This is a genomic window from Pseudomonas sp. BIC9C (assembly GCF_034541995.1).
Taxonomy (GTDB): domain Bacteria; phylum Pseudomonadota; class Gammaproteobacteria; order Pseudomonadales; family Pseudomonadaceae; genus Aquipseudomonas; species Aquipseudomonas fluorescens_CC.
Genome location: NZ_JAWDGM010000004.1, coordinates 56,670 through 71,197, shown reverse-complemented (window position 1 = coordinate 71,197; position 14,528 = coordinate 56,670). Strand labels below are relative to the sequence as shown.

At 60.9% G+C, this 14,528-nt stretch carries 14 protein-coding genes; 5 read left to right on the top strand and 9 right to left on the bottom strand.

Annotation, left to right across the window (positions count from 1 at the left end; translation table 11 throughout):
• Positions 1-246: 246 nt before the first annotated feature.
• On the bottom strand, positions 247-1,878 hold the full coding sequence (locus RS887_RS18105; protein ID WP_322616405.1) for a recombinase family protein: 1,632 nt from the start codon (positions 1,876-1,878) through the stop codon (positions 247-249).
• Positions 1,879-1,906: 28 nt separating this feature from the next.
• On the opposite strand from RS887_RS18105, the gene RS887_RS18100 reads away from it, so the two are divergent.
• Positions 1,907-2,092, top strand: a complete 186-nt coding sequence (locus RS887_RS18100) for an FKBP-type peptidyl-prolyl cis-trans isomerase (RefSeq protein ID WP_322616816.1) — start codon at positions 1,907-1,909, stop codon at positions 2,090-2,092.
• 3 nt (positions 2,093-2,095) lie between these two features.
• On the opposite strand, the gene RS887_RS18095 is transcribed toward RS887_RS18100, so the two are convergent.
• Complete coding sequence (locus RS887_RS18095; protein WP_322616404.1) at positions 2,096-3,127, bottom strand: D-cysteine desulfhydrase family protein; 1,032 nt, start codon at positions 3,125-3,127, stop codon at positions 2,096-2,098.
• A 222-nt stretch (positions 3,128-3,349) separates the two neighbouring features.
• Here RS887_RS18095 and RS887_RS18090 point away from each other — a divergent pair, with 222 nt between their 5' ends.
• Together RS887_RS18090 and dmeF are read left to right on the top strand one after the other, a co-directional pair.
• Positions 3,350-3,625, top strand: a complete 276-nt coding sequence (locus RS887_RS18090) for a metal/formaldehyde-sensitive transcriptional repressor (RefSeq protein WP_007988182.1) — start codon at positions 3,350-3,352, stop codon at positions 3,623-3,625.
• Between the two features lie 13 nt (positions 3,626-3,638).
• Positions 3,639-4,571, top strand: a complete 933-nt coding sequence (gene dmeF, locus RS887_RS18085) for a CDF family Co(II)/Ni(II) efflux transporter DmeF (protein WP_322616403.1) — start codon at positions 3,639-3,641, stop codon at positions 4,569-4,571.
• Between the two features lie 11 nt (positions 4,572-4,582).
• On the opposite strand, the gene RS887_RS18080 is transcribed toward dmeF, so the two are convergent.
• The gene (locus tag RS887_RS18080) at positions 4,583-5,692 is read right to left on the bottom strand and encodes a cytochrome P450 (RefSeq protein WP_322616402.1); all 1,110 of its coding nucleotides are present in this window, start codon (positions 5,690-5,692) and stop codon (positions 4,583-4,585) included.
• Positions 5,693-5,789: 97 nt separating this feature from the next.
• On the opposite strand from RS887_RS18080, the gene RS887_RS18075 reads away from it, so the two are divergent.
• Entirely contained in the window at positions 5,790-6,548 is a 759-nt protein-coding gene (locus RS887_RS18075) for a helix-turn-helix transcriptional regulator (protein ID WP_322616815.1), read from the top strand.
• Between the two features lie 65 nt (positions 6,549-6,613).
• Here the strand turns inward: RS887_RS18075 and RS887_RS18070 are convergent, their stop codons facing one another.
• The 5 genes from RS887_RS18070 to RS887_RS18050 form a co-directional block, all read right to left on the bottom strand.
• Positions 6,614-7,633: a branched-chain amino acid aminotransferase gene (locus tag RS887_RS18070; protein ID WP_322616401.1), complete on the bottom strand. Its 1,020-nt coding sequence runs from the start codon at positions 7,631-7,633 to the stop codon at positions 6,614-6,616.
• Positions 7,634-7,853: 220 nt separating this feature from the next.
• Positions 7,854-9,236, bottom strand: coding sequence for a dihydrolipoyl dehydrogenase (lpdA, locus tag RS887_RS18065; RefSeq protein ID WP_322616400.1), 1,383 nt, complete (start codon positions 9,234-9,236; stop codon positions 7,854-7,856).
• Between the two features lie 3 nt (positions 9,237-9,239).
• Positions 9,240-10,514, bottom strand: a complete 1,275-nt coding sequence (locus RS887_RS18060) for a dihydrolipoamide acetyltransferase family protein (RefSeq protein WP_008017454.1) — start codon at positions 10,512-10,514, stop codon at positions 9,240-9,242.
• On the bottom strand, positions 10,515-11,573 hold the full coding sequence (locus RS887_RS18055) for an alpha-ketoacid dehydrogenase subunit beta (RefSeq protein ID WP_111288482.1): 1,059 nt from the start codon (positions 11,571-11,573) through the stop codon (positions 10,515-10,517). It lies immediately after the preceding gene.
• Position 11,574: 1 nt separating this feature from the next.
• Entirely contained in the window at positions 11,575-12,810 is a 1,236-nt protein-coding gene (locus RS887_RS18050) for a 3-methyl-2-oxobutanoate dehydrogenase (2-methylpropanoyl-transferring) subunit alpha (RefSeq protein ID WP_111288484.1), read from the bottom strand.
• A gap of 185 nt (positions 12,811-12,995) precedes the next feature.
• On the opposite strand from RS887_RS18050, the gene bkdR reads away from it, so the two are divergent.
• The gene (bkdR, locus tag RS887_RS18045) at positions 12,996-13,484 is read left to right on the top strand and encodes a Bkd operon transcriptional regulator BkdR (protein ID WP_008017457.1); all 489 of its coding nucleotides are present in this window, start codon (positions 12,996-12,998) and stop codon (positions 13,482-13,484) included.
• 144 nt (positions 13,485-13,628) lie between these two features.
• On the opposite strand, the gene RS887_RS18040 is transcribed toward bkdR, so the two are convergent.
• Positions 13,629-14,492, bottom strand: a complete 864-nt coding sequence (locus RS887_RS18040) for an MBL fold metallo-hydrolase (RefSeq protein WP_322616399.1) — start codon at positions 14,490-14,492, stop codon at positions 13,629-13,631.
• Positions 14,493-14,528: the final 36 nt, after the last annotated feature.

Sequence of the window (14,528 nt, the reverse complement as noted above, 5' to 3'; positions counted from 1 at the left end):
CCGTGTGGAGACATTGAATGAGCGGCGGCCCAATTCAAAGCCGGTGTCATCGATCAAATCGTCTTCCATCACCCATGCACCCTGTACTGTGTGTACGTACAGTATAGGGCCTGGCGATGACATTCAATCTGTCTGCGATGGGTGGCTGGCTTGCTCAGAGGTTAGGGTAGGGAGCTTGGAAATCGCTTCCAGCTTCTATACTGCCGACGCGCCATTGCTCCAGCCGGTACTTTCATGGCAAGCGCCTCATGGTTGGTGCTTGTGCGTTCTTCTGAGCAGCTTCTGTAGCGGGTTTAGTTGGTCCACTTCTTCCGCAGTCAACGCAGGTTTTGGTGCAAGGTGCGGTTTCGGGAATACCCTTATCGTTTCATCCAGAGGCTTGGCTTTCAGTCCAAAAACGTTATCGGGGATCTCGTCCATAGCCTCGGTGGCGTAGCTTCGGAGCAGGTAATGTCCTGTTGACCGCTCAACCCCTTTGTACGCCCATTCGTGTCCCTGTTCTGCTGGCCAGTTTACGACCATCCGCCCGTCCACGTAGACCGTGATCCAGTAATCCACGCCTTTCAGCAACGCTGCCAGTTTTACGGAGTCATTTTCCAGCAAGTCATCCTCGACGCTGATGGCACCGAAAGTATCTACCGGGCTTTCTGTTCGTTCCATCACAAGCAACTCTGCTTCCAGCGTTTCCCGCTCGGCTTGCCGTGCTTCCAGTTGGCCGATGATTTCGGGGATAGCTCCGACAGTTTGAATTGCTGTGGCGAGGTCGGTGATTTTCTGTGCAACCGCTGATAGTTCGCTCTGGATAGCGAGTATTCGTTTCTGGTTGACCGTCAGTTGTTGGCGTTGGAACGCTGCTTCAATCGCCCCCAAGGATGTCTCGACGCGGATATAGTCCAAGACCGGTTTCGGAATAGTACGTGTGTTATCGCAGCCACTGTCTTTCAGGCGCTGGCGGTTCAAGCACCTCAAGCTGTGGGGGCGTCCATCTTTGTTTTGCATAATGTAGTTGCCGCCACAGTGGCCACACTTCACCAAACCGACGAGGAAATGCTTTGCCGTCTTCGCAGGGCGAATTGTTTTCGCTTCCTTGCCGCGTTGTTGGGCACGAAAGAAAAGATCCGGCTCGATGATCGCCTGATAAGCGTTGGGGATGTCGTTCCAGTATCCGATGGCAGTTCTATTCCGCAGCCAGCCCTCGATAGTTGGACTTGAGCACTTTGCCAGTTCGGGTTCGCCGGAATCTCGCATGCGGACGGAGATAGTTGCTTTGCCGACACCCGACGCATATAACTCGAAAGCAGTCTTGACGTGCTTGGCTATTCGCTCAATCACGACACCTTCGACGGTGAGCCAAGCAGGTGTCCAGCGTTTCACTTGCTGTCCTGCCTTCGCTTTCTCTTCGCGTAATCTGTACGACGCGGTGACGCGACGGGAGAGGGTCTCCGAGTATTGGTTCGCGGCTTGGATTTTCGCCATCAGCATATAGATGTGCGAGCCGTTTACGCTGGTGCGGTTGTAAGTGTTTCCGTCATCGAGGGTGGTAATCGAGACACCGGCTTTCAGGATTGGCGTGAGTAGGTCGAGCATGTCCACGGTGTCCATCCGACCCGTTCGGTCGATGGCTTCCACCAGTACAACGTCGCCTTCTTTGATGGCGCCAGCCTCGACGGCTGCAAGGAGTTTGCTGAAGCCTCCACCAGCTTTGATGTGGTCGCCGTGATAGCCAGACCTCGCCAAGTCCTCGAACTTTAACCCGCTTAGCGTGTAATCGGGATTCCTGGTTAACCACTCCGCAATCATGGCGGTCTGACGCTCTATGGAGCCCCCTCCGTGTTGACGGAAGCTGGAAAAGCGTACGTACGAGATTGCCTGTTTCATATAGTCTCCTGATGCGGCAGAGCATAACATTCGACAGGGTCACATACAAAAAATCTGGGACCAGGGCATCATGGGCATGCAGGTCGGCGGCAAGCGCAAGTTGCTGGTGCCGGCGCATCTGGCTTATGGCGAGCGCACCATGGGCAAGATCACGCCGAATTCGAACCTGATCTTCGAAATTGAATTGCTGGAAGTGCTGACACGGGATGATTGAGCGTCAGGCCTGAAAGGTTTCCCGGTACGCATACAGGCCGGGTGTTCCGCCGGTCATGATGAACAGCACATTGTCCCCGGGGGCGAAGCGCCCTTGCTGCAGGTCGGCCAGCAATCCGGCAAAGGCCTTGCCGGAGTACACCGGGTCGACCAACAGGCCTTCGGCACGCGCCATCAGGCGTACCGCGTCCTGCATGGCGACGGTTGGCAGGCCATAGCCGGCACCCAGCTGGCTGCCGTCAATCACAAGCTCATCAGCCTGCACCTGGGCGTTACTGTCCAGTAGCGCCAATGTCTCGCGGGTCAATTGCAGGGTTCTCGCTGTTGATGATTCCTGGTCGGACAGCACCGAGAACGACTTGACCAGGGACGCGCCCCGGCCCAGCAATTGGAAACCCGCCGCCAGCCCGGCATGCGTCCCGGCGCTGCCGTTGGGTACTACCACTTGATTGAACGCGAGTTGCAGTTCGGCCTCTTGCCGGGCGATTTCCGCTGCACAGTGGGCATAGCCGAGGCTGCCCAGGGGCGTCGAGCCACCGGTTGGCAGCACCATGACCTTGTGCCCGGAGTCCCGAAGCTGCGCTGCCCTGGCCTCGGCTTTGGCCAGTGAATCGGTACCGCCGGCAAACACCTGCATCTGCGCGCCGAACAACTGGTCGAGCAGCACGTTGCCGTTGAGCTCGTAATCCACCTCGGCCTTGGCCACGGCCCGGGTCAGGAACAACTCGCAGGCGATGCCCAGCCGGGCGCACACCGCGGCGGTCAGACGGGCATGATTGGACTGGATGCCGCCCACGGTAATGATCGTATCGACCCCGGCTTGCAGCGCCGCGCCGATATGCAATTCAAGCTTGCGCAGCTTGTTGCCGCCCGCGCCGATCAACATGTGGTCGTCGCGTTTGAGAAACAGGCCGATACCCTGCTTGTCCAGGCCCAGCAGCTGTTCGAGTCGCGCAGCCCGTTGAATGGGTGTGGGACCTTGCAGCAGGTCTGCCCGCGCAAAAACACTCAGTGCCTTGTCCAGTTGGGTTTGCATCAATCGAGCCTCGTTGTTCACTATGGTCCAGGTGACTCTATGGAGAAAGGCTTGCGGGATAAATGCACTGCCTGTCATGACTGTTTTAACGCGGTGTAACTAATCAGTCGGGCAGTTGGGGGATTGGATCTGAACGTTTAGCGGCCAATCATCTGGTTGTGCCTTGCCAGGCTCCGCTCTATCGGCGACCATGTGTGCCACATAGGGGTAGGGGGTATAGGTATGTCGCACATTCACGAACACAAAGATGACCTGATCAAGCGGGTGAGGCGTATTGCCGGTCAGGTGGAGGCCGTGGAGCGAGCACTTGAGTCCGATGCCGATTGCGCCAAGACCCTCCATCTGGTGGCCGCCATCCGGGGCGCGGTCAATGGTCTGCTGGACCAGTTCATCGACGCCCACGCCCGTGAGCACGTGGCCCATCCAGACCTGAGCGACGAAGAGCGCGCCCAGGGCGTGGAAGACTTGTTATTGGCCATCCGTCGTTATGCCAAATAGAGGCCTGAATCCCATGACACTGCCACCCCAGGCTTCGCGTTTTTCCCACGACCATGTGTTTCTCGGCGCTTCCCATGATGAAAACGCCCGCCGCACCTTATGGGTAGTGGCGCTGACGTTTGTGATGATGATTGGCGAAATTGCTGCCGGTTACATCACCGGTTCCATGGCGTTGCTGGCTGATGGCTTTCACATGGCCACCCACGCCGGGGCCTTGGGCATCGCTGCGGCGGCCTATGGGTTCGCACGGCGCAATGCCAACAATGCGCGTTACAGCTTCGGCACCGGCAAGGTCGGGGATCTGGCGGGTTTTGCCTCGGCCATGGTGCTGGGACTGGTGGCGATCGGCATTGCCGGTGAGTCGGTATTTCGGCTGTTTCAGCCCACCATGGTGGCATTCACCGAAGCGACAGTGATTGCGCTAGTGGGGCTGGCGGTAAACATAGTCAGTGCCTTTTTGCTGGCGGGTGACCACGGTCAACATGGCCACGATCTTGGGCACGGTCATGATCACGGCCATCATCACCATCACGACAACAACCTGCGCTCGGCCTATGTCCACGTGTTGGCCGACGCCTTGACTTCGCTGCTGGCGATTGCCGCGTTGCTGGCGGGGCGCTATCTGGGGTGGGTGTGGCTGGACCCGGTGATGGGCATCGTGGGCGCCATCGTCATCGCGAAATGGGCTGTTGGCTTGATGCGTGACAGCGCTGCGGTGTTGCTCGATGTCACGGATGCACAGGTTGCCGATGAGATTCGTGAACTGCTCGAGTCGTCGGACGATGTGCGTATCAGCGATCTGCATGTGTGGCAGGTCGGCCCGCAGGCGCGGGCGGCAATTGTCAGCGTTGTGGCGGCGGCCAATGTCAGTGCCGACGCCATTCGCGAACGACTGGCGCCGGTCCATGAGCTGTCTCACCTGACTGTCGAATATCGCACTGCCTGAGCGGCTTTCGATCAATCACTGAACTGTGGAGTCCGACCATTCGCAGAGGGGCGGTATGCCCGTTTCAGGTGGTCCAGTGCCGGCCTCATTGCCAGAAGCTGCTTGAGAGTAGCGCCGGCAATGCTCAATGCCAGCCGTTGCCCCGGACATTGATGGCGCCCCGCACCAAAGGTGAAGCTGCGCCGGTTCGGGCGGTCGAGCAGGAAGGCGTCGGGGTTGTCGTTGAGCTGCGGGTCGCGATTGGCCGAGGCCAGCAACACCAGAATCACGTCTCCGGCATCCAGCCTCAGCCCATCGATCTCGCAGGGAGCGGCGACGAAGCGGCGGGTGTTCTGCACCGGCGGGTCGAAGCGCTGCACTTCGGCCAGCAGGTCTTCAACAGGGGGTGATTCACTGCGCAACGACGGATGGTCAATCAAGGCCAACACGGCGTTGCCGATCAGCCCGGCAGTGGCCTCGAAGGTCTGGGAGAACAGGCCGATCAGGTTGGCGATCAGCGTTTGCGGTGGGCCGGACGCGAAGCGCTGGCGGATGCCTTCAAGCAGTTGGCTGTGATTGTCCGGGTCGGCCAAAAGCTCGACACAGTAACCGCTCAGTTGTTCGGCGGCAGCGTGGGCAGCGGTCAACTGTGCCGCGCCGCTCAAGGGTGACAGGCAAGCCACGAAATCCGCCGTCAGTTCGCTGATGACGCGGCCCTGAGCCGGGGTGAATCCCAGCAGCGCCGCCACCACGCACACCGGCCCACGGAACATGGCGTTATATAAGCCGGCGGCGTCGGCGGTGATCAACCGGGTGCTGACCAGGGCCTCGACTTCCCGCGCATCGAACAACTCCAGCCCCGGCGCAATCGCCGACCGTGGACAACGCTGGCGCTCGCCTTCATTCATGCGCATCAATTGGCCGAACACCTGGCCGGCCATGCCATCGGCAATCGCCCTGGGGACCGGCTCCTGTGCGGGGCGAACGTGGCAAACGGGATGTGCCAGCACGTCGGCCACCGCCCGGGCGCTGCTGGCCACCCACATGTTCAGCCCCGGATGAAAGGCCAACCCACCCTCGGCACGCAGTTGTGCGTAGTAGGGATAAGGATCGGCATGGGTCGCAGTGATGATCGGGTCCATGGGTCACAGCCTTTTGTTGTTGGAAAGAGTTGCTACTATCTCCAGTCCGAAAGGGCGTTGATTCGTCCGGGAGCGAAATATGAACGCAGCGAACGCAGTGAACGTAGAACACCACGACATCGGCGTCTCACAGGTGGCGGCAGCCATCGCTGAGCCGGCGCGGACGAAAATCCTCTGTTCACTGATGGACGGCCACGCCCGCACCAGTACCGAACTGGCGGCGGTGGCCGAAGTCAGCGCGTCGACCGCCAGTGCCCACCTTGCCAGACTCAAGGAACTGGCGCTGGTGCGGCTGCACGTTCAGGGACGTCACCGCTATTACAGCCTAGCGGACAAACGCGTGGCCCAGGCCCTGGAAGCGCTGATGGTGATCGGCCGGTACACCGCGCCGGGTTTCCAGTCGCGTACCCCGGATCGCCTGCAATTTGCCCGCACCTGCTACGACCACATGGCGGGCACCCTGGCCGTGCTGTTGCATGACCGGATGCTTGAGGCGGGCTGGCTTGAGGAAACCGACGAACAGGCCTATCGCTTGAGTGACAGCGGTACGGCAATGTTTCAGGGGCTTGGGATCGAGGTACAGGACTTGAGCACATTGCGCCGCCGCTTTGCCTGCCCATGCCTGGACTGGAGCATGCGCCGGCCGCATCTGGGTGGGTCGCTGGGCGCGGCGTTGCTGCAAACGGCGCTCAAGCGCAAGTGGGTGACGCAGGATCTGGACAGTCGCGCGCTGGCGCTGACGGCGTTGGGGCGCAAGGAGATGGCGGGGCGGTTCGGGGTTGAGTTGCCGCTGGAACGTGATGGCAAAAGATCGCAGCCTGTGGCCACTGCTGCTGGAGAGGCGTTCAGTCGCTGAATCGCCACCATGAAAAAGCCCCCAATCAGTCACCCGATGGGGGCTTTTGTGCGTCTGGCGTCAGGTCAAACCTTGACGATCCAGCCTGCTGGCGCTTCGATGTCGCCGGTTTGCACGCCGGTCAGCTCTTTGTAGAGCTTCTGGGTGATCGGGCCGACTTCGGTTTCGCTGTGGAACACGTGCAGGTGGTCGTTGTAGTTGATGCCACCGATCGGCGTGATCACCGCTGCAGTACCGCAAGCACCGGCTTCCTTGAAGTCCGCCAGTTTGTCGATGAACACGTCGCCTTCGACCACGTCCAGACCCAGGCGGGACCTGGCCAGTTCGATCAGCGACAGACGGGTGATGCCCGGCAGTACCGATGGCGAGTTCGGGGTCACGAACTTGTTGTCGTGGGTGATCCCGAAGAAGTTGGCCGAACCGACTTCCTCGATCTTGGTATGGGTCAGCGGGTCCAGGTAGATGCAGTCGGCGAAATGCGCCTTCTTGGCCTGGGAGCCCGGCATCAGGCTGGCGGCGTAGTTGCCACCGACCTTGGCGGCACCGGTGCCTTGTGGCGCGGCGCGGTCGTAGCTGGAGATCAGGAAGTTGTGCGGGGTCAGGCCGCCCTTGAAGTAGGCGCCAACCGGGATGCAGAAGATCGAGAAGATGAACTCGGGGGCGGTACGCACGCCGATGTTGTCACCCACGCCGATCACGAACGGGCGCAGGTACAGCGCGCCGCCGGTGCCGTACGGCGGAATGAAACGCTCGTTGGCGCGGACCACTGCTTTACAGGCTTCGATGAATTGCTCGGTGTCGACTTGCGGCATCAGCAGGCGCGCGCAGCTGCGCTGCATGCGCAGGGCGTTCTGGTCCGGACGGAACAGGTTGATCGAGCCGTCCTTGCAACGATAGGCTTTCATGCCTTCGAAGCATTGCTGGCCATAGTGAAGGGCCGTGGAGCCTTCGCTGATGTGCAGCACGTTGTCAGAGGTTAAGGTGCCTTTGTCCCACTCGCCATTGCGAAAGTACGACAGATAGCGCTTGTCGGTCTTGATGTAGTCAAAACCCAGCTTGTCCCAATTGATGCTTTCGTTACCCATGACACCCTCTATCACTTAACAACCGCCGAAACGGTTCAAGGTTCTGACGTTTTTTTGGATGGGGACAACAATACTTCATTCCGGGCCCATTTCGCAGCCCGGATTGCATTCCTTGTAGGAGCGAGCTTGCTCGCGATGGACGTCAACGATAACGCGCCTCGTCTGCATGATCGCGTTGTCCTGAGTTTTTCGCGAGCGAGCTCGCTCCTACAGGTTCGGGTTAGAGGTGCAGGGCGTGCCCAAGGGCCCGCAACGCCGCTTCCTGCACCGCCTCACCCAGCGTCGGGTGCGCATGGATGGTGCCGCCGATGTCTTCCAGCCGCGCCCCCATCTCCAGGCTCTGGGCAAACGCCGTGGACAACTCCGAGACGCCAACGCCCACCGCTTGCCAGCCGACAATCACATGATTGTCGCGACGGGCGACCACGCGCACGAAGCCGCTTTTGGACTCCAGTGTCATGGCCCGGCCATTGGCGGCGAACGGGAAGTTCGACACGATGCAGTCCAGGCCCGCAGCTTTGGCCTCGTCCGGGGTCTTGCCGACCACCACGAGTTCCGGGTCGGTGAAGCACACGGCGGCGATGGCGGTCGGGTTGAACTCGCGGTTTTTACCGCTGATCAGTTCGGCGACCATCTCGCCCTGGGCCATGGCCCGGTGCGCAAGCATCGGTTCGCCACTCAGGTCGCCGATGGCATAGACGTTGCGCATGCTGGTCTGGCAGCGGTTGTCGATCTTGATCGACGAGCCGTTCATGTCCAGGTTCAGCGCTTCGAGGTTCCAGCCCTGGGTGTTCGGCTTGCGACCGACGGCTACCAGCACCTGGTCGGTTTCCAGGTTCAGTGTGTCGCCGTTCGGATCCAGTACTTGCAAGGTATTTTGTTGTGAATCAAAGCCTTGCACGCTGTGTTTCAAGTAAAGCTTCACGCCGAGTTTTTTCAGTTCGTCGTGCACAGGCTGGGTCAGTTCGGCGTCGTAGGCCGGCAGGATGCGTTCCCGGGCTTCCACCACGCTGACGTCGGCGCCGAGCTTGCGATAGGCAATGCCCAGCTCCAGACCGATGTAACCGCCGCCGACCACAATCAAGCGCTTGGGCACGGATGTCGGCGCCAGGGCTTCGGTGGAGGAGATGATCGGTCCGCCAATCGGCAGCATCGGCAGGTTGACGCTTTTGGAACCGGTGGCCAGCACCAGGTGTTCGCACTGGATACGCGTGTCGCCGACTTCCACGGTTTTGCCGTCGATGACCTTGGCCCAGCCTTGAATGACCTGAACCTTGTTCTTTTTCAGCAGCGCCGCGACGCCGGTGGTCAGGCGATCGACGATGCCGTCCTTCCATTCCACGCTCTTGCCGATGTCCAGGGTGGGCGCCGAAACGCTGATACCCAGGGCCGAATGCTGGCTGTGGTGTTGTGTCTGGTGGAACTGCTCGGCGACGTGAATCAGTGCCTTGGACGGAATGCAGCCGATGTTCAGGCAGGTGCCGCCCAGGGATTGGCCTTCCACCAGCATGGTCGGAATGCCCAGTTGGCCGGCACGGATCGCCGTCACATAACCGCCAGGTCCGCCGCCGATGATCAGCAGTGTGGTGTTCAGAATCTGCATGAGTTACTCCACAAACAGGGTAGCGGGTTGTTCGAGCAAGCCACGGATGGCCTGGATGAATAGCGCCGCGTCCATGCCGTCGACCACGCGGTGATCGAAGGAACTGGAGAGGTTCATCATCTTGCGGATCACGATCTGGCCTTTGATCACCATTGGTCGTTCGACGATCTTGTTGACGCCGACAATCGCCACTTCCGGCAGGTTCAGCACCGGGGTGCTGACGATGCCGCCCAAGGCGCCGAGGCTGGTCAGGGTAATGGTCGAGCCGGACAACTCGTCGCGGCTGGCCTTGCCATTGCGTGCGGCGGTCGCCAGGCGGGCGATTTCCGCTGCGCTGTCCCACAGGCTGCGGGCTTCGGCGTGGCGCACCACCGGCACCATCAGGCCGACGTCGCTCTGGGTCGCGACGCCGACGTGTACGGCGCCGAGGCGGGTGATGACCTGGGCTTCGTCGTCGTAGCGGGCGTTCATTTGCGGGAAGTCGCGCAGGGCGACGACCATGGCGCGGACCAGGAATGGCAGCAAGGTCAGTTTGCCGCGAGTCGCGCCGTGTTTTTCATTGAGGTGCGCGCGCAACTCTTCCACGGCGGTGACGTCGATTTCTTCGACGTAGCTGAAGTGGGCGGCGCGCTGGGTGGCGTCCTGCATGCGCTGGGCGATCTTGCGGCGCATGCCGATCACCGGGATCTGCTGTTCATCGGTGCGCTGGGCATAAGCGGCGGAGGCCGGAGCGGAAGCGTTCGACTGCCCCTGGGCCAGATAGGCTTCGAGGTCGTCGTGCAGAATCCGTCCGGCGGGGCCGCTGCCACGCACCAGACGCAACTGGATGCCGAGATCCAGCGCATGCTTGCGCACGGCCGGCGAGGCCAGCGGACGTTCATCGGCTTCGCGAGCCACCATCGGGCCCTGGCATATGGCAGCTTTCGGCGCTGCGGCAGCGACCGGTTTGCTTTCCATCACGGCGTCGACCTTCGGTGCTGCGACCGGTGCTTCTTTCACAGGGGCCGGTTGCGCCGACTCCTTAACGTTGCCCGCGCCTTCGACTTCAATGCTGATCAGCACGCTGCCTACCGCCATGACTTCGCCCGGCTGGCCACCGAGGGCGATGACCTTGCCATGCACCGGCGACGGAATATCCACCATCGCTTTATCCGTCATGACATCGGCCAGCACCTGATCTTCGACGACCATGTCGCCGACCTTGACGTGCCATACCGACAATTCAACTTCTGCAATGCCTTCACCAATGTCCGGCATTTTAATAACGTGCGTGCCCATTCAGACCTCCATGACCCGTTTCAACGCCGCGCCCACACGGGACGGCCCTGGGAAATACGCCCACTCTTGCGCGTGCGGGTAGGGAGTGTCCCAACCGGTGACGCGTTCGATCGGCGCTTCCAGGTAGTGGAAGCAGTGCTCTTGCACCAGCGCCGTCAGTTCGGCGCCGAAGCCGCAAGTGCGGGTGGCTTCGTGAACGATCACGCAGCGCCCGGTTTTCTTCACCGATCGGGTGATGGTTTCCAGGTCCAGCGGCCACAGGCTGCGCAGGTCGATGACTTCGGCATCCACGCCGCTTTCCTCAGCGGCCACTTGCGACACGTAGACGGTGGTGCCGTAGGTCAGCACGGTGACGTCCTTGCCCGGACGGGCAATCGCGGCAACGTCCAGCGGTACGGTGTAGTAGCCGTCCGGAACCTGTGCGGCGGGGTGTTTCGACCACGGGGTTACCGGGCGCTCGTGGTGGCCGTCGAAAGGGCCGTTGTAGAGGCGTTTTGGCTCCAGGAAGATCACCGGGTCATCGTTTTCGATGGAGGCGATCAGCAGGCCTTTGGCGTCGTAGGGGTTGGACGGCATGACGGTGCGCAGCCCGCATACCTGAGTGAAGAGTGCCTCGATGCTCTGGCTGTGGGTCTGGCCGCCGTAGATGCCGCCGCCGCAGGGCATGCGCAGGGTCAGCGGCGCGGTGAACTCGCCGGCGGAGCGATAACGCAGGCGCGCGGCTTCGGAAATGATCTGGTCGTAGGCCGGGTACACATAGTCGGCGAACTGGATTTCCACCACCGGGCGCAGACCGTAGGCGCCCATGCCCACGGCAGTGCCGACGATACCGCTTTCAGAGATCGGCGCGTCGAACACCCGCGAGGTGCCGTACTTGGCCTGCAGGCCTTCGGTGCAGCGGAACACGCCGCCGAAGTAGCCCACGTCCTGGCCGAAGACCACGACGTTGTCGTCCCGTTCAAGCATCACATCCATGGCCGAGCGCAGGGCCTGGATCATGGTCATGGTGGTCGTGGTCATGGCGGTTTCCAGCTCGATTTGGTTGTTGTGATCGTTCATGTCAGATCCCCAACTCTTGACGCTGGCGCTTCAAGTGCTCCGGCATCTCTTTATAGACGTCTTCGAACATGGTCGCGGCGCTCGGAATCTGGCCGCCGGCGAGGGTGCCGTACTGTTCGGCTTCTTTTTGCGCGGCGATCACTTCGGCTTCGAGTTCGGCGCTGACGGCGGCGTGTTCCTCTTCGGACCACTGGCCGATCTTGATCATGTGCTGCTTGAGGCGCGCAATCGGATCGCCCAGCGGGAAGTGGCTCCAGTCGTCGGCGGGGCGGTACTTCGACGGATCATCGGAGGTCGAGTGCGGGCCGGCGCGGTAGGTGACCCATTCGATCATGGTCGGGCCGAGGCCGCGGCGCGCACGTTCGGCGGCCCAGGCAGAGGCGGCATAGACGGCGACGAAGTCGTTGCCATCGACCCGCAGGGAGGCAATGCCGCAACCGACGCCACGACCGGCGAAGGTGGTGGCTTCACCACCGGCAATCGCCTGGAAGGTGGAAATCGCCCACTGGTTGTTGACCACGTTGAGGATCACCGGCGCGCGGTACACGTGGGCGAACGTCAGGGCGGTGTGGAAGTCCGATTCGGCGGTGGCGCCGTCGCCGATCCACGCCGAGGCGATCTTGGTGTCGCCCTTGATCGCCGAGGCCATGCCCCAGCCCACGCCTTGAATGAACTGGGTGGCAAGGTTGCCGGAAATGGTGAAGAAACCGGCGTCCTTGACCGAGTACATGATCGGCAATTGCCGGCCCTTGAGCGGATCGCGCTCGTTGGACAGCAACTGGCAGATCAGGTCGACCAGCGGTACGTCGCGGGCCATCAGGATGCTTTGCTGGCGGTAGGTCGGGAAGCACATGTCGTCGATGTTCAAGGCCAGGGCCTGGGCGCTGCCGATGGCTTCTTCGCCAAGGCTTTGCATGTAGAACGACATTTTTTTCTGACGCTGGGCGACCACCATGCGGTTGTCGTAGATGCGGGTCTTGAGCATGGCACGCATGCCCTTGCGCAGAATCTCCACCGGCACGTTTTCAGCCCAGGGGCCGAGGGCATTGCCCTGGTCGTCGAGCACGCGGATCAAGCCACGGGCCAGGTCGGCGGTGTCGGCCGGTTCAACGTCGATGGAAGGTTTGCGCACCGTGCCGGCATCGGTCAGGTGCAGGTAGGAAAAGTCGGTTTTGCACCCTGGGCGGCCCGAGGGTTCGGGGACGTGCAGGCGCAGCGGTTCGTACGCTTGGGTCATGGCTTCTACGCTCGATCTTGTGAATTTCTTGTAGTGAGCTGACAGATCTCATTCGGTAAATGAAATCTTGTCCTACAACAATCATAGGCCCGCCCAAGAAGAATATTTCTCTCTGTTTCGTTGCGTTAAAGATCATTTGCAGATAAAAAAACTGCATAAACATAAAAAGCAGGTGGTTTTGTCTCATGCGCAAACTGGACCGTACCGATATCGGCATTCTCAACAGCCTTCAGGAGAATGCTCGCATCACCAACGCCGACCTCGCGCGCTCGGTGAATCTTTCACCGACACCCTGTTTCAACCGGGTCAAGGCCATGGAGGAACTGGGGGTGATCCGCGAGCAAGTGACGCTGCTGGATGCCGACCTGCTGGGGTTGCATGTGAACGTGTTCATTCACGTCAGCCTGGAGAAGCAGGTGGAGGAGGCGTTGCAGCATTTCGAGGAAGCGATTTCCGACCGCCCCGAGGTGATGGAGTGCTACCTGATGGCCGGCGACCCGGACTACCTGATCCGGGTACTGGTGCCGACCATTCAGTCGCTGGAGCGCTTCATGATGGACTTTCTGACCAAGGTGCCGGGGGTGGCGAATATCCGTTCGAGCTTTGCGCTCAAGCAGGTGCGCTACAAGACGGCGTTGCCGTTGCCGGCAAACGGATTGATCCTCGGCAATTAGACACAAGCATCTTTATCGCCTGATACGCCGCCTTCGCTGGCAAGCCAGCTCCTACAGGGGCCTCGGGTGTGCGCAAACCTTGTGTAGGAGCTGGCTTGCCAGCGAAAGGCCGCAGGCCGCTTTCAGCATTTCAAGTTTTTGTGTTCAGAATTTGTTCAAAGGAATTTTCAGGTAAGTCACGCCATTGCCCTCGGCCGGCGGCAAATTCCCCGCCCGCACATTCACCTGGATCGCCGGCAGCAACAGCGTCGGCATGCCCAGCCCTGCATCACGTCGTGTACGCATTTCCACGAATGCGGCTTCATCGATCCCGTCATGCACATGAATGTTGTTTTTGCGCTGCTCGCCCACAGTCGTCATGCATTGGGGGGAGCGGCCTACGGGCGGGTAGTCGTGGCAGACGAACAGCCGCACGCTGGCGGGGAAGGCCAGCAGTTTGTGGATCGAGGCGAACATCTGGTTGGCATTGCCGCCCGGGAAATCACAGCGTGCGGTGCCGACGTCGGGCATGAACATCGTGTCGCCCACCAGAATCACATCATTGTCGATCAGGTAAGCCATGTCCGCCGGGGTATGGCCGGGCACGTGCAGGGCGGTCGCCTTGAGATTGCCGATCATGAACGATTCGTTGGGGGCGAACAGGTGATCGAACTGGGAACCGTCGACGCGAAAGGACGGCTCCAGATTGAACAGCGCCTTGAACACGTCCTGGACCTTGCTGATCGACTCGCCAATGGCGATCTTGCCGCCCAGCTGCCGTCGCAGGTAAGGCGCGGCGGACAGGTGATCGGCATGGGCGTGGGTTTCCAGCAGCCATTGCACCTGCAGCTTGCGGGCACGGACAAAGGTGATGATTTTGTCAGCCTGGGTGGTCGCGGTGCGCCCGGCGGCACTGTCGTAATCAAGTACCGGATCGACGATTGCGCACTGTCCGCCATCGGCCTCATAGACCACATAGCTGTAGGTCGAGGAGGCGGGGTCGAGGAAAGCTTCAATCAGCGCGGGCATGGACACGAACCTGTGCAGGAGGGTGGAAAGTCAGGG

Coding starts and splice junctions, on each gene's coding strand:
- RS887_RS18090 (WP_007988182.1), top strand. CDS start 3,350: ATGTCGCACATTCACGAACACAAAGATGACCTGATCAAGCGGGTGAGG.
- lpdA (WP_322616400.1), bottom strand. CDS start 9,236: ATGCAGATTCTGAACACCACACTGCTGATCATCGGCGGCGGACCTGGC.
- RS887_RS18080 (WP_322616402.1), bottom strand. CDS start 5,692: ATGGACCCGATCATCACTGCGACCCATGCCGATCCTTATCCCTACTAC.
- RS887_RS18055 (WP_111288482.1), bottom strand. CDS start 11,573: ATGAACGATCACAACAACCAAATCGAGCTGGAAACCGCCATGACCACG.
- RS887_RS18095 (WP_322616404.1), bottom strand. CDS start 3,127: ATGCAAACCCAACTGGACAAGGCACTGAGTGTTTTTGCGCGGGCAGAC.
- dmeF (WP_322616403.1), top strand. CDS start 3,639: ATGACACTGCCACCCCAGGCTTCGCGTTTTTCCCACGACCATGTGTTT.
- RS887_RS18050 (WP_111288484.1), bottom strand. CDS start 12,810: ATGACCCAAGCGTACGAACCGCTGCGCCTGCACGTCCCCGAACCCTCG.
- RS887_RS18105 (WP_322616405.1), bottom strand. CDS start 1,878: ATGAAACAGGCAATCTCGTACGTACGCTTTTCCAGCTTCCGTCAACAC.
- RS887_RS18040 (WP_322616399.1), bottom strand. CDS start 14,492: ATGCCCGCGCTGATTGAAGCTTTCCTCGACCCCGCCTCCTCGACCTAC.
- bkdR (WP_008017457.1), top strand. CDS start 12,996: ATGCGCAAACTGGACCGTACCGATATCGGCATTCTCAACAGCCTTCAG.
- RS887_RS18060 (WP_008017454.1), bottom strand. CDS start 10,514: ATGGGCACGCACGTTATTAAAATGCCGGACATTGGTGAAGGCATTGCA.
- RS887_RS18070 (WP_322616401.1), bottom strand. CDS start 7,633: ATGGGTAACGAAAGCATCAATTGGGACAAGCTGGGTTTTGACTACATC.